The organism is Agrococcus casei LMG 22410 (genome assembly GCF_900163565.1).
Classification (GTDB): domain Bacteria; phylum Actinomycetota; class Actinomycetes; order Actinomycetales; family Microbacteriaceae; genus Agrococcus; species Agrococcus casei.
In genome coordinates this window covers 1-13,713 of the sequence record NZ_FUHU01000007.1, presented here as the reverse complement: position 1 = coordinate 13,713, position 13,713 = coordinate 1, and the positions used below count along the sequence as shown (strand labels likewise).

General features: G+C 59.0%; 12 protein-coding genes. 8 read left to right on the top strand and 4 right to left on the bottom strand.

Features of this window, described 5'->3' with window-relative positions; translation table 11 throughout:
* Positions 1-356: 356 nt before the first annotated feature.
* Both CZ674_RS01455 and CZ674_RS01450 read left to right on the top strand, forming a co-directional pair.
* A complete protein-coding gene (locus tag CZ674_RS01455; RefSeq protein WP_086990558.1) occupies positions 357-1,085 on the top strand; it encodes a hypothetical protein in 729 nt (242 codons plus the stop codon).
* A 45-nt stretch (positions 1,086-1,130) separates the two neighbouring features.
* A complete protein-coding gene (locus CZ674_RS01450; RefSeq protein ID WP_086990556.1) occupies positions 1,131-1,595 on the top strand; it encodes a hypothetical protein in 465 nt (154 codons plus the stop codon).
* A gap of 244 nt (positions 1,596-1,839) precedes the next feature.
* Here CZ674_RS01450 and CZ674_RS01445 read toward each other — a convergent pair whose 3' ends face one another.
* A complete protein-coding gene (locus tag CZ674_RS01445; RefSeq protein WP_143244588.1) occupies positions 1,840-2,526 on the bottom strand; it encodes a hypothetical protein in 687 nt (228 codons plus the stop codon).
* A 536-nt stretch (positions 2,527-3,062) separates the two neighbouring features.
* Here CZ674_RS01445 and CZ674_RS01440 point away from each other — a divergent pair.
* The 6 genes from CZ674_RS01440 (at position 3,063) to CZ674_RS01415 (ending at position 9,752) form a co-directional block, all read left to right on the top strand.
* Positions 3,063-3,533, top strand: coding sequence for a hypothetical protein (locus CZ674_RS01440; RefSeq protein WP_086990552.1), 471 nt, complete (start codon positions 3,063-3,065; stop codon positions 3,531-3,533).
* 2 nt (positions 3,534-3,535) lie between these two features.
* Positions 3,536-4,276 carry a hypothetical protein gene (locus CZ674_RS01435; RefSeq protein ID WP_086990550.1) on the top strand — a complete coding sequence of 247 codons (741 nt, stop codon included), beginning with the start codon at positions 3,536-3,538 and terminating at the stop codon, positions 4,274-4,276.
* 172 nt (positions 4,277-4,448) lie between these two features.
* Positions 4,449-4,886, top strand: coding sequence for a hypothetical protein (locus tag CZ674_RS01430; protein WP_143244587.1), 438 nt, complete (start codon positions 4,449-4,451; stop codon positions 4,884-4,886).
* An 803-nt stretch (positions 4,887-5,689) separates the two neighbouring features.
* Positions 5,690-6,694, top strand: a complete 1,005-nt coding sequence (locus CZ674_RS13890) for a hypothetical protein (RefSeq protein WP_159456858.1) — start codon at positions 5,690-5,692, stop codon at positions 6,692-6,694.
* Positions 6,694-9,171, top strand: a complete 2,478-nt coding sequence (locus tag CZ674_RS01420) for a glycoside hydrolase domain-containing protein (protein ID WP_086990545.1) — start codon at positions 6,694-6,696, stop codon at positions 9,169-9,171. The genes CZ674_RS13890 and CZ674_RS01420 overlap by 1 nt, the downstream gene beginning before the upstream one ends.
* A gap of 47 nt (positions 9,172-9,218) precedes the next feature.
* Entirely contained in the window at positions 9,219-9,752 is a 534-nt protein-coding gene (locus tag CZ674_RS01415; RefSeq protein ID WP_234988368.1) for a hypothetical protein, read from the top strand.
* A gap of 92 nt (positions 9,753-9,844) precedes the next feature.
* On the opposite strand, the gene CZ674_RS01410 is transcribed toward CZ674_RS01415, so the two are convergent.
* The 3 genes from CZ674_RS01410 to CZ674_RS13885 form a co-directional block, all read right to left on the bottom strand.
* The gene (locus tag CZ674_RS01410) at positions 9,845-10,246 is read right to left on the bottom strand and encodes a hypothetical protein (RefSeq protein WP_086990540.1); all 402 of its coding nucleotides are present in this window, start codon (positions 10,244-10,246) and stop codon (positions 9,845-9,847) included.
* Positions 10,247-10,248: 2 nt separating this feature from the next.
* Positions 10,249-10,671, bottom strand: coding sequence for a hypothetical protein (locus tag CZ674_RS01405; RefSeq protein ID WP_143244585.1), 423 nt, complete (start codon positions 10,669-10,671; stop codon positions 10,249-10,251).
* A gap of 78 nt (positions 10,672-10,749) precedes the next feature.
* Positions 10,750-11,334, bottom strand: a complete 585-nt coding sequence (locus tag CZ674_RS13885; RefSeq protein ID WP_143244584.1) for a hypothetical protein — start codon at positions 11,332-11,334, stop codon at positions 10,750-10,752.
* Positions 11,335-13,713 lie beyond the last annotated feature (2,379 nt).

Sequence of the window (13,713 nt, the reverse complement as noted above, 5' to 3'; positions counted from 1 at the left end):
GAGTCTCTGTCGTGCCTTCCTGGTAACGACTGTCTACAAGAAGTGTCACACCCCAAGCCTCCGCGACGACGAGATGACCGTGGCGGGGATTGCCTTAAGCGGAGAAGGCTCCGTATAGCTTGTAGCGCAGCGATCCACCAGCTGCAGGGTCGGCCTTGATCAGTTCGGCATTCTCTCGGTTGCCTTCCCCGCGTTCGCTGTCGAGCAGTCGTATCGCCACTACGCCAAGCGCGTGCACGAACTCAGCGCCCCTGATCTCGACGCCTTCTAACCGGTTTGGTGGCCCCCGATAGGACGGGTACACACACACTGGCAGGGAGCCGATCACTCTGGGCGCAGTATTCAGCATCGAGACCGTGGAGACGCAGAAGTCCGCGCGGGATGCGTTTGACGACATGTACGACCAGGCTCGTGCTGAGCACGGCTACGTGGCCTACAACCGGACGATCTCCACGACGAGCTTTGCGGGCGTGCGTGGCGGTCCGGTGACCGAGTCGATGCTCGAGCACCAGTCCGGCGATCTGCCTAATGACGTGCGCAAGTGGGAGACGTTCGCTCGTCCGTTGTTCGAGGACACCGAGCGGTGGTCGGAGACGACGACGCACACGCTCACCGTTGACGTTTCAGTCGAGACTGTTGATCAGTTGCGCGGGCGCGGGTACGGCTTTCCGCTGAACCTTCCCGAGCATGGAATGTGGTTGTCCGTTGACATGCTGCACACGCTCGCTGAGCACTCTGGCATGAAGGACCCGTCGCTGATTCGCAGTGGCCGCGGATCGTTCTCCGTCGGTCAGTGGGATGTGCAACGCATGAAGCCCGAGGCAGACAAGAAGTTCCGTCTGCAGGCCGGCAGGCTCGTGGAGCACTTTGCGACCAAGCCGGCAGCGTCGAAGCGGCTGACGCAGTTGCTGCGTGATGATTCGTTGACGTTCAATGACGCGTCGATCGTGGCGGAGGCTGAGACAGTCCGTCGCACGGTGAAGCGTATGCGAGTGAAGATCGAAGTGGAAGTGGGCCGGAGGCTGAAGCCTCGGGAGAACCCGAAGCAGATCGGGTGGGCACTCTTCATCGGAGCGTCCGAATAGGACGATGCCCTGGCGCGCGTCAGCGGTGCGTGCAAGGCTCACACTATGACCTCAACTATCATTTCCGACATTGTGATTCCGACGCCAGTTGTGAATCGTCACCTGTGCCGTGAGTACCCTGTGTCTCTCGCACAGCTTGAGGACGCCCTCAAGTCCTTCACGAGCCTGACATTTGAGGAGGCTTACGATGCCGCCTCGTCCATGTTCGATGGTGAGCAGACTGTGGAGTCTGTGACAATCTTCCAAGAGCTGATTCAGGAAGACTGGTTCCCTGGATACCCCAATGTCATCGGTTCGGAACGACTTTTCCTGTTTCTGGATGTTGTCGTGTCAGACTCCACTGATCACTTCCTCTGGAAGAATAAGCTCACCCACAGCGAAGTAACCGAAGCTGATGACGTGAGCCAGTTCCATTACCTGAGCAAGCTCGTGGATGACCGCACCTCGTTCAAGGAAGAGAACGGCAACACGGTAGTTCGTCACGGGTACGACGCAACCGAAGCAAGCTAGAGAAGATCTCACGGCGTTTGCGCCGCCGCCGGCGATGCTCCCCGGCGGCGGCCCGTGTCGCCGCCGATACGTGAAGCAGATACTGTGTCCGCCGTCGCAGTGACGCACCGGTCAACTGCTGAGGCGGGCCTCCACAATGAGGATCTGCGATGAACGCTTCCACTGGAGCATTCGCGTGGGCCGCACTGTCACTTGATGACGAAGACCGCATATCGGGGGCAGCTACCATGGCCATCCGAACCCTTTAACGAAAGCACCGACTCAGTTGCTTCGCGATCACCTGTGGGAACGCATGCGTAGCAATGATGAGCTGCTGGTCGATTGTGATTTCGTTGGCAGCGAGCGCTTCCGGGACTCGGATGACGGCGCGCTTACTCGTGCCTCGTACATGGTTTGGCGCAACGAAGGTTGAGCGCGAGAATCCCTCTAGCCCGAAGGCTTCAACAAGAACTCGGTCGCTCACTTCCGCTGCTGGCTGTGGAACCGTGGTGGTGGTGCACTGGGGCCAAGCAGCCAGGGCCGCATTATTGAATGCAATGCCCGCTTTTTCCACATAATTGGTGAATTTCCCAATGCCAACTGCAACCACGATTGACTGGAAAAAGAAGAGACCGAGCACACTTCGATCAGGCTCATCCACGTCGGAGATATAAGTGGACCCCACGGCATCGCCCGGGAAGACGGCGCGAGTATTGGCAAGTCGAAGCACTGCAACACTCGCTCCTGCTTGCTCCAAGCCATCAGTTCGGAACCGCTTCATGATCTCGGGACGGATACGGGGCAAGTCCTTCGACATCCTCGAACGGATGAACAGAGCTGCAACAGCCCACGCAGCAATGGCGTAGCACTGCTCTTCGGTGGCGGCAGTGGGATGAGGTGAAGTAATCATCTCCGCAAGGGCTGGTCCTGCGATATCTTCGTGCTTTGTCATCCACGAGCTGTTGCAGTCCCCGCAGAGCACCCGGGGCTGGCTGTCGAAGGGGCCCCGTCCGGATGACTGGTCGACGATCTCGATGACAGGTTGTGGCTCAACGGTATTGAACTCGCTGAACATTGAGACGCTGCGAGCCTGGTCAGGGAGGACAGTCCGGATCGCGCGTGGAACGAAGTGTGCTCGCGTGAGGTCCCGGCTAGCGCAGAGAATGCACGTTGGAGTGGCGTTACTCATGACTGGTTGACTTGCTTTCGAGCCGGAGGTAATAGGGCCTGAATCCTACTGGAATCCTTGCAGTTGCGACACCGCATTTTTCTACATGGGGTTAGCCGGCGATTCGTGGCAGATGAGGACCAGATGAGTTGGCGGGCACGGAGCGCATGGCTTTGCCCGGGAGGATCGGTCTTCGTGAATCATGAGCATCGCCGGCGGCGGCCCGTGTCGCCACCGATATGTGAAGCAGATACTGTGTCCGCCGTCGCAGTGACGCACCGGTCAACTGCTGAGGCGGGCCTCCACAATGAGGATCTGCGATGAACACTTACGCGAAGAGCACCGACGTATCGTCGGACCGAAGCCGAGCCGAGATTGAGCGGACGCTTGGGCGATACGGCGCCGATGAGTTCGCCTATGCGACGAAGCGAGGCGTCGCGATGGCCGGTTTCGTGATGCACGATCGGCAGGTGCGGTTCGTGTTACCGCTGCCGGACCAGGACTCGGCCGAGTTCCGTCTGACACCGACTGGAAAGTCGGCAAGTGCCACGGCAAGGGCGTCGAAGTACGAGCAGGCAGTGCGGCAACGTTGGCGCGCCCTTGCACTGGTGGTGAAGGCGAAGCTCGAGGCTGTTGAATCGGGCATTGCTGAGTTCGAGCAGGAGTTCGGGATGCACATTGTCCTCCCGGATGGACGCACGGTGTACGAGCACACCACTGGCTGGATTGCGCAGGCTTATGAGGTTGGCACTGTGCCGCCGCTGTCGGCGCTGGAAGCCCCGAGGAGCTGACGGTGACCGCCGTGGAAGTCCACTTCACGCACAGTGCGGAGGGTGTGCTGGTCTCGGCGGGTGGCGCCGTGGCCACGCTCGATGCGGAGGCTGTGCTGTCGTTGATCGCAGCGATCGCTTCCGGGGGCGAGCACACCATTGCTCTGGCCGCGATCGATGTCGATGGTGACGTGTCGCGCCCGAAACCGACGATGATGCCGCCGAGGGCGCCGCAGGCTTCCGCGCTGACGACCGCGGACGCTGTGCCCGCTGCTGTTGAGTGGGCCAGGGTGCTGCAATTCAGTCGGCAGCAGGTGTTGGAGGCCAGGGATTCGCCGCAGTCTCGGCGCATGACCGCTGACAGCACGGCGTGGGTGCAGGTTCGCGGTGACGTCGGCGTGCTGGTCGGCGCTGCAGATTCGATCGTGCTGTCGGTGTTCCGTGCTGAGGACGCTGACCGTCGGTATCCGCCTGCGCGGTCGTGGGGCAAGCGCTCTGCTGGCAGTGGCGGCAGTGAACGGCATGGTTTCCCGGAGACGGTGGACGAGTTACTGGAGAGGGCTCGGCACGCAGGTCTACAGTGTGAGCTTCGGCCCGGGAGCGGTCATTGGCGCATCACTGGCACAGACGGGCGATCGTGCACGACCGCTGCGACACCGAGCGATGTCAGGTCCCTGCGCAACAGTGTGATGCAGATTCGCAGTGATCTTCGTGTCGATCTGCGAACGATGAACGGTCGAGTTATCGGTCCTGTGGCGGATTGAGGGGCCGTAGTGTGCTTCGGCGCGCTGGACGCGTCCCTCTGGCAGGCGGTGCAGATTGGTTGCTCGCTGACGGTGCCGCAGGTGTCACACACCGGTGGCGTGATGGAGCTGAGCGGGTCGTCTTCCACGGTCTCATCGTAGGACGTTGAGGATCGCCGCCGATAGGTGGTGCATGAGCTCTAGATTTCGGCGCCGGCAGCACTCGATGTGGCGCGACGTTCTGGTGATGACGGCCGCTGCGATGGCGTTCGTTCTGCCTGTGTCCGTCATTGCAGTAGCTTCGCCGGCTGACTGGTGGGGCGTGGCCGCGTACGTCTTTGTGGCGCTGGGCATCATCGCGCTGGCTCTCGTCACCACTGAGGTGTTGGTGCGTGCGCTTGTGCGCCTGGCCCACGGAGGCACACAAAATGGTGTGTTCGTGATCGCCCTGTGCATCACTGTCGCCTGCCTCGTTGTGTGGATGGCCGCCGCTCACGCCGACGACGTCTGGGGTGCACGCGTGCAGATCGTCGCCGCAGCACCAGGGGCAGCCGCCGCCGCGCACTTCGCGTGTGAAGCCGCAGGTGCCATCCGAGCTCTCCGCCGCCGCCGATATGTGGGTCAGACCTAGACATCGATCCATAGGAGAGCCACCGATGTAGTAGAGAAGACCAAAACTCTCCTGACATACTCTGGGAATTTCACCGAGGGAAAGAACGGAGGTTGAGAACGAAATCGGAGAGGCCACGCGGGCGATGCTCCCCGATGAACGCGTGGAGGTGGAGGGCGTGTCTCTCGGCTTGAAAGGGGGCGCAACACTTCTGACTGGACTCGTCTCTGTCAGTCTCACGTCAGGCTCTATCCCGGTCGATGAGCAGGAATTGTCGTCGACCAGAGTCTCGCAGTCACCGTGCTTCGAGCAGGTCGCGGCTGTCATCTTCAACTACCCCTCGGATGTCACCGCATAGTCTCCAACCATGCTGCCGCCCAAGACATGAACTCGAGATCTATGTCTACAGGTAACGATCAGGTCACATTAGGCGGTTTCCGTTGCACCTGATGAAGCAGGCGGAAATTATGAGGACATGCGCAAAGACTCTTCCCATCGGATGCCTCGACTAATGCTTTGCGTATCTCTGGGTCGCTTCAAGATTTGATGCGACATGACTCACGTTGTTAGCAACAGGAGATCGCGGTTGAGGCTGGGTCGAAGGGCGCAGATGTGTCTCAGCTAACCGATGAACTGGGCGCATGCAAAGCGCAAACCGGTGCGGCAGATGCCCAGCATCCGGATACGATCGCAGGCTTCGTATTGCATCAATGCAACACGGTCGAGCAAAAAGGGAATCGCAAATGAATAGTCCTTCACCGTCAGCTCGGTTCTCCGGAGAGGGGATCAGTAGGCGCGCACTGCTCGGTAGTGCGGTGGCAGCAGTGTCGGTCTCGCTCTTTGCCCCAACTACGCATGCCCAAGCAGTTGCTACAGGCAATGCTCAGCCAATCCACGTACCCGCCGTGGCACTACATGGTGGTTCCGTAGAGAGCCACACCTCGGTTGCGTTCTACGACACTTCGTTCGCGCTGCGAACCGTGTGGGATGTTGCGCAAGCTATCGACCTGTCTTGCTCGGATCTCACGATTTTGCGTGTTGCAATCGAGTTTGATGGCAGAATCTTTACTGTGTCAGATCGCCTCGTGCTCGCACGTGCAGGAGTGTTCCACACCGTACCACCACTGAGTGACTCGCTCGCTGGCCACGTACGTCGCATGAGATTCGAGGTGCCGCTGGGTGCCTCGGCCTCGGACACGATTCGGATCCTTGTGCCCTTGCGATCGTCGGTTGCGTTTCCGAACGATTCCGTGGAGGGCACCCACAAACCAGCGATTTCTGTTGATGGAATTGGCTTTGATGGCTCGGTAGACAATTGGTCGAGCAGTCTACTTACGCACGAAGTCGTTGAGGGCGTGGCGCCCTCGGCGCTGCTGCTGCATTCTGCTTGGGATGTGGTCTCGTCAAGCGCAGACGGCTCGCTCTATTACCGGGCACCCTTGCTGTCGCGCGTGCAGAATGAGGGCCCATATGCTTCCAGTGAAGGCCATGTGTTACAGGTGCGTTCTGACGCCCGGTACACCGGTGAGCCGCAGTTCACCGACGAGGCGTCAGTTGCGCTACTCGCCCAGCACACTGTCGCGGGCAACGAGCGGACATCGACAGTGCAGTTGCCTGCGATTGCGTCTGGAGAAGCAATCGCTTGGTCAATTGGGTGGCCAGAGGCAGTGCTGCCTGCGCATCCGAGTGGGGCAGTCTCGGCAACCGCGGAAATTCTCCTGGACGAGCATCATGCTAACAATCGCACCGGTCCTGAACAACTGGAATCAGTTTCTGCGCGGGCTTCGTCCCTACGCGGTACGGATATCGCATTGGGCGAGGAGATCTAATGGACGCCTGGATCGCCATGATGCAAGAGTGGCTCGACGACACATATGGCGGGAGATTCGGTTACACCCCCACGCCTGGCGACGGTAGAACTGGCTGGCCGACGATGTATTCCATGACGCGTGCGATGCAACTCGAGTTAGGGATCAGCCAGCCGTCAGACGCCTTCGGACCCGGAACGAGAAATGAGTACCAAGCACAGATTGGCAGCGTGAGTGCCGCTACGGCGCAGTCGCACCCAAACATCATCGGGATCCTGCGCATGGCCCTATGGTGCAAAGGCTACTACTCGGGATATCTCGAGCCCGACTATCCCCAATTCCTGAACTACACAGACGACGTCGAAAACGCGATCCGTCAGATTCGTATCGACCTCGGTATTGACGAGGGGGGAGGCACCACTGTCAAAGTCATGGCAAGTCTGCTGTCAATGGACGCGTACACATTGCTGTTTGGCGGCGACGAGTCAGTGCGAGGCGTCCAGCAATGGCTCAATGGGCGATACCATTCCAGGCGAGACTTTCCACTGGTGCCATGTGACGGCGTCTACACGAGGCAGGTGCAGACGGGATTACTGTTTGCGGTGCAATACGAAATAGGCATGGCCGACGGCGTTGCCAACGCCAACTTCGGTCCCGGGACACAACAGGGAGTTCGAGATTACGGCACACTTCCTGCCGGCAGCGTCGACGGCGCACGCCGACTTATCTCCGTATTCCAATCGGCTCTCATCCTTAGCGGGCACACCACGGTGCCCCTCAATGGTGCCCTCGACTCGGCCACACAAACGCATATGCAGCAGTTTCAGCAGTTCGTCGCGCTTCCTGTGAGTTCCGGTACGAACTACGCCACTTGGGCCGCCCTCCTCGTAAGCACAGGAGACCCCGACCGACCTGTTACCGGCGCCGACACCGCCACGCAAATTGACTCTGCTCGAGCAACAACGTTGTACACCAACGGATTCAGGGTCGTCGGACGGTATATCAACGGAACGACCAAGAGGCTCATGCACAATGAGCCCGCGATCCTTCAAGTGGCTGGACTCCGATGGTTTCCCATCTACCAAGAGTGGAACAACAGTGCCGACTGGTTCTCGCCTGAACTCGGCAAAGGTCAAGGCATGCGGATCGCCACCCGAGCACGTGCGCTTGGCATTCCTGGGAACACGATCATCTTCTTATCAGTTGATTACGATCCCCTCGACGAAGAGATATCCGCAATTGTGATACCGCACTTCAAGGCGGCACGACTGGCCATGGACCGCTCCCGGACTCTTCCCCTGCGCTTGGGGGTCTACGGTACGAGGAATGTGTGCGCAAGGCTCTCTGAAGAGGGCATCACTGCTGGATCATTTGTAGCCGACATGTCTACGGGATGGAGCGGCAATCTCGGATTCGGGCTTCCATCTGACTGGATGTACGACCAGATCAAAACGGCAACCATCGGGACCGGAGCCGGTCTCATCGAGATTGACCGCGTCGCAATGTCGCCAAACGCGGACTCGCTGAACAACAGTGCGCTCACTCGAACCCCACGCGAGTACAACGACACCGCTGTGACCGGCTACGACGAGAACGTTTGGTGGAAATTCACGACCTTACAAGACCTCGCTGAAAGTGTCAGCGGAACGACTAATGAGTTGGCCGCCAACTTCATTCTCTACGACATTCACCGCTTCCATTATGGCAAACAAGCAGGTCATGATCTGATGAACGTTGCCTGGGATACAGTATTTTGTCCGCCACCGACTGTGTCTGCAGACTCTCAAGAAATCTACCGCTACGAGCAGTTTGAACAACTTGTAAGGGACGAGTATCCGACTCTGCAAGGGAGCGTGTTCGGCGAGACTGCTGATGGGAGCGTGATTTCGGTTTTGGGAGATGTTCCGCACGCCGCAGTTGTTGCACGCGCGTACGTGCATCTCGGTACGCCAGTCGGGAGTACATGGGGCCTCGTTGATTTTGGCGCGTGGGCGGGGGATTTGGCGACAGCATGGGCAGACTACGAGAAAGCAAGACTGAGCGGCACAGCCGACGACGCTTACACGTACATGCGGAGCAAGATTGGTGCCCCAGCTGGAGTCGGAGAAACCTTCGGCGAAGCCGACCTGCGGGCTGATTGCGTTGGGTACCTCATGGCAACAGATCTCAGACAGGCTGACCCTCCACCACTATCTGAGGTGGTGCGCCGGATCCTGGTTGGTACAAACGATGACCCGGGGTGGATCGCCAAGGCGTTCCTAGCAAGTCGCTTTGGGTCGCACGCGGTGGCCGTGGAGACTGCGGAGGCCATCCTCCGCGCTGACATCCCCCACGTTGCCGTGGGCGGACTATATGACGGATACCGCCGCCCTGGTAAGACTCACGATGAGCATCCGTATCCAAACGCTTCGGTGAGGGCAACTGAGGTTAATGCCTGCGCACGTGCTTTCGCGGATGCGTTGGTCGGTGCCCAGGCTGATTGGAGCTTGCGTTCGTGATGAAGATGCGGTTGCCGGCCTCATGGCATTGGGGCTCGGCTGTGGCCGTGATTCTGACGCTCGTGCTTACGACTCTGGCCACGGTCATCCCCTTTCCGCACACTCCATTACCAGTTTGGGATGACTCTGTCGTTCACCCTGATCTCTATGTATTGTTGCCGATGAAGTCGGTCGTACATGTTCTTGGGTTGGTGGCGACGGCGTTTACATTGCACCGACTTCGACGACTGCAGCCTGGCGAGTATCCGTATCTCGGCACGCTGGTCTTTCTTGCGATGATCCTCGCCATCCCCTGCGCTTTGTGGTGGTTCTGGCAAGCAGGGCTAGGAATCGAAATCCGAGAAATCGGGTGGATGGGCGATGGCCCACAGGGCCAGGCGTGTTCAACCGGACTGCGATGCAACTACTTCGTCGCAGCCTACTGGGCCACCCCGATCCTTGCGTTGTTTCTTGATACGTTCGTCACGCAGGTAACCCGTCAATGGCGCCCGCGGTTCATGTTCATCTGGTTCAGCGTGGCTTCAGTCCTTGTCCAGATCACAGGTACTGTGGCGTTGATCATCCGCATGGCGAATACCTAGGCTTCGAGGTCGACTGGGCCCTCGTCATCGTGACGGGTTCCTCGCACCAGGTAGCAAATGACGGACCGGTTAGAGATTAGCCGGCCACAAGGCTAGTTGGGCCAGCCGAGACTCAGATGGAGCGTGCCCTTAAATCTGAGAGAACCGTTCCATGGGTAGCCACCGCTGATTCGCAGTCGTGCGTTCATTGCGTAGCTGCCCGCGGGGATCAGATTCACAAAGTTGCGGCGGCCGCGCTGACCCGTGGCGTACTTCACATAGGTGGCCTGGGTCCAGTCGGGTCGACGCAGCCCGAGGTTGACCCCGGCGTTGGGCAAGTCGCCCGTCTCAGGGTACAGACTCGAGGCGAGCCCGATGATGCTCTGTAGCGTGAATCCCGCTAGGCCACCCGAGTGGTACCGAAATGTGGTGTTGTATTGTTGCAATCCGCCTTCACGGTAACCGTCCCCTGGCGGTCTTGGCATGTCTCCTTGGAGGTTTGGGTAATCAACCATAGTTAGTTCCTTCCTGCTGCATCTTCAAGTCCGGTCTCCTGCGCCATCGGTCCGAAGTTCCCCGCGCGTGCGGGAACGATCACGGAATCGAACCATGTGATGGGGGCGGTGTGGTCGTTGTGTTTAGCGAACGTGTCGGTCTCCATGAATTTGGCGGCGACTTCGGTCCAACGCTGGGATTCCACGTCGTCGCCCGAGTGGTGTGCACGCACGGCGGCGCACTCCACGATGTGCAGCCAGGCGAACAGGACTCGTACGTCCCCGGAACCGGCTTCATAGATTCCGGGGTCGGGCTCCACTTCTGGAAGGGGTGGCAGGCTCTCACCGTCGGGGAGCTCTAGTCCGAGATGCGATGCCGCGGCATTGTATTCGGCGACGTGACCGTCGTAACTATTCCAGTTTTCTGGCAGGTCGTGATGCTTCATTAAGAATGGTCCTTTCCGTCGAAGCTGAATGGCACCGTGTCGGCTGTCGGCGTGGGGCATTTCCTGACTGGATGGTGACTATTGCTGTGGTGGGATTGGGATGTCGGGCGTGTAGTCATAGACGACGCCGTTCTCGTCACCAACCGTTGCGATGGTGAAGCGGTTCAGGTTGATTGTGTCGCCGGGATACAGCTGGAACACCCCGCTGAATCCGGGAGTGCCTGTGTAGCTTGAGGTCCGGCGGATCGAGTTGAGCATTTCGACGTAGAACGCCTCGGTGCAGAAGCGGTCAGCAATGCCGTGAAGCGCGTCGCCCTCAGCGACGATGTATGCTGCGGGCTGGCCCTCGTCGTCAACGACTGTCTCGCCCGTCGCATACTCGATTGAGCCAATGTCACGCATTTCGTATTGGATATATCCGCCGACCCGGTCTTCAGGGTAGCCGTGCACACCCTCAACTCCTTTGATGCCAGCGCAGAGGTCTGGTTTCTCAGCGGCCGTCTCCGCTTCCGTCTTGGTCGGTTCTGGAGGGGAAAACTCGGTCGCCACGGCTGATGGGGGTTGCGACGACTCGACCGGCGCGGCGTCACCAGCGCAGCCTGACAGGGCCAGAACCCCCACCGTCAGCGATGCGAGTGCGGCCAATGCCGCACGCCGATTCATGCGCTCAGTCCTGCGTCGGCGGATACCTCAGCGACGCGTAAATGCGCGCGGTTCGACGCATTGTTGCCCCAGGGCTGGAACACCCTCGGCTCCCGGACCGAGGTGATGATGGTGATAGGAGTCGATGTCGCTAGCAACCCGTTCGAGAGGCTCTGTGCGGCGGTCGCGGCCGCACCTTTGCCCAAAGTCCTTCCACCGGGCCGCCGCGACCGTTCGTTGGCTCCGGTCTGAACACAATTCTTGCATTTGAACTCTATGCTCAAGGTCGGTGTCATGAGCATAGTTTCACCTAGTCAGGCTGCTAAAGCCAGGCCTGGACGACCTCTGTTATCGGCTTGAGACCTACCCGCGCGTTGCCGTGGCCGCCCGCACAGTTGCAGTGAACATGAAGCGAGACGCAGGTTTGGCGGTGTGGGCCAGTGGCTCCGCGATCGGGCTTTAATGAGCAGTTGTCCCGCACTGGAGGCAATACTGGAGCAGTGTGCGAGTCAAATCGTGGCGCGGGCGCACCGTCCGTGCTCGTCGCGTTTGGAGATGCTGACGCCCACATCCTTGCCCCCTCGGGCATCGCCGGCCATTTCGTGCCCGGTGCCGGCCGCCGATAGGTGAGTCAAGACGTCACCACCATTGAGAGAAGGCATGACAATGACTGACACAACAGCCGGCTACAGGCTGATCCCTTGGGCGGAGGTTCGCGAAAGCGACGAGCTGTTCCACTACAACGGAGATCGCTAATGACGTGCGGATTTCACGCTCAACGGGTACTCGTGATCCAGGTGTATCGCGCTGACGACTATAGGTTGAAGGCCGGTGATTCATTCAACGCGAGATCTTCAACGTCCGGCATTCGTATCGTCTTTCGGCAGAGCTGAATGTAATGAACTTCTCATCCCACTCCGACCTGCAGCGAGTATAGAGCTCGGAGCAACGGATTGATCGTGTCCTGAGCTGAGTGAAATCTCGAACGCAGGGCCGGCCTGTGCCAGCCCAATGGGTGCCGGGCGCAAGTTCGAACGAACTTGCGCAGCTGGGAGCACTAGGCGAGTTGACCGGGGCCGTCGACAGGCCCGCTTGGGCCGTTTGACGCCCATCGAGTTCGAGACCATCATGAACAAGAACCTGGCCCTCGCGGCCTAACTAGAACTGTCCCCTATTCCTACAGCAGGCCCCAGGAAACGCTGTGCGGCCTTTCGTTAGGCCAGATGACCGCCAGTTCAAACTTTGCTATGAACATGCTAAATTTCTATCACCATGAATTGAGACGCAAGGACGCGACACAATGAAGATACCTGGGAAAATATTCAATCTTGCGTCGGTGGCAGCAATGCTCTCCGTTGGCATCGGGCTGGTCGGGGGACCAGCTGTTCCGGCAGAACCCGAGGCTGCCAATCTCAGCTCAGCGGGCGCCACAACAGTCTTAACGTCAGATAATGCTGAACTAGTAGTCCTTGAATCTCAGGGGCCACAGCCAAGTGCGGATCAGCTCGACACGATGGCAACGCACGTGAGAGGTACCCTCACTGTGCAGAATATCCATGCCTCAACGCATTTCACCGGCACTATAAATGGCGTCGCCAAAATTCAATGTACGGCAAACGCTGCACAGCTCAGGCTGATCTATTCGTTGATTCGTGTCAGCCCAAATGGGACAGAATGGGCGGCAACGCCGAAAAGCAAACCCGCTACGAGTTGGCTCCAGACAAATAGGGGAGTTTCGTGTAGTGAAGGGCCTGGCCAATTCCGAGGATGGGCGAAAGGCTTCATCACAGTACCTGCGGGATATGAACTTGTTGGGCCCGCATCCCACTCTCAGTATGGCAACATCACGTCTGTCGCTTGTGGCGGCGTCAATTCGGCACCCGTAGACAGCACCTCAACCGAAGGGACAACAGTTACGGTGACCTTCATCCGGAACGATCTTGTCCCATAGGCATACATGAATTGAGAATCAGACATGCGTATTATTGGCACGGTCCACGCTGAACCAGACAGTGTCGATGACAGCCCAAACTATCGAGTGAACTTCTGGAGTCGCCCGTCTCAAGACGCTGCGTTCAATCTTGATGCGTACGTGCTCTCGGAAGCCCATAGCTTCGACGAAGTCCTTCACTGGGCGAAGCAGAACCAACGTGGCAGAAGGGTCGAAATATACGTCGAAGCAACCGCGGAACCCCTCACCGCATTTGAGGTTCCGCGCGTTGCTCGACTAGTGCGATTGGCTGGAGAAGACCCGAACCTCGGCATCATAAGCGAGGCTTGGACCTTTAAAGCGTCTCCAGCTTCCGACGCACCGACTCAGAGATAACTGCGCTCGAGCGGCGATTTGAAGCGCCCTGGGTCTGATGGAGACTCGCGCTATTTGATTCCCACCAGCTGATC

Excerpts from the sequence above, each read along its gene's own strand:
- CZ674_RS01440 (WP_086990552.1), top strand. The coding sequence starts at position 3,063 with ATGAACACTTACGCGAAGAGCACCGACGTATCGTCGGACCGAAGCCGA.
- CZ674_RS01410 (WP_086990540.1), bottom strand. The coding sequence starts at position 10,246 with ATGGTTGATTACCCAAACCTCCAAGGAGACATGCCAAGACCGCCAGGG.
- CZ674_RS01405 (WP_143244585.1), bottom strand. The coding sequence starts at position 10,671 with ATGAAGCATCACGACCTGCCAGAAAACTGGAATAGTTACGACGGTCAC.
- CZ674_RS13885 (WP_143244584.1), bottom strand. The coding sequence starts at position 11,334 with ATGAATCGGCGTGCGGCATTGGCCGCACTCGCATCGCTGACGGTGGGG.
- CZ674_RS01450 (WP_086990556.1), top strand. The coding sequence starts at position 1,131 with ATGACCTCAACTATCATTTCCGACATTGTGATTCCGACGCCAGTTGTG.
- CZ674_RS01430 (WP_143244587.1), top strand. The coding sequence starts at position 4,449 with ATGAGCTCTAGATTTCGGCGCCGGCAGCACTCGATGTGGCGCGACGTT.
- CZ674_RS01445 (WP_143244588.1), bottom strand. The coding sequence starts at position 2,526 with ATGACAAAGCACGAAGATATCGCAGGACCAGCCCTTGCGGAGATGATT.
- CZ674_RS01420 (WP_086990545.1), top strand. The coding sequence starts at position 6,694 with ATGGACGCCTGGATCGCCATGATGCAAGAGTGGCTCGACGACACATAT.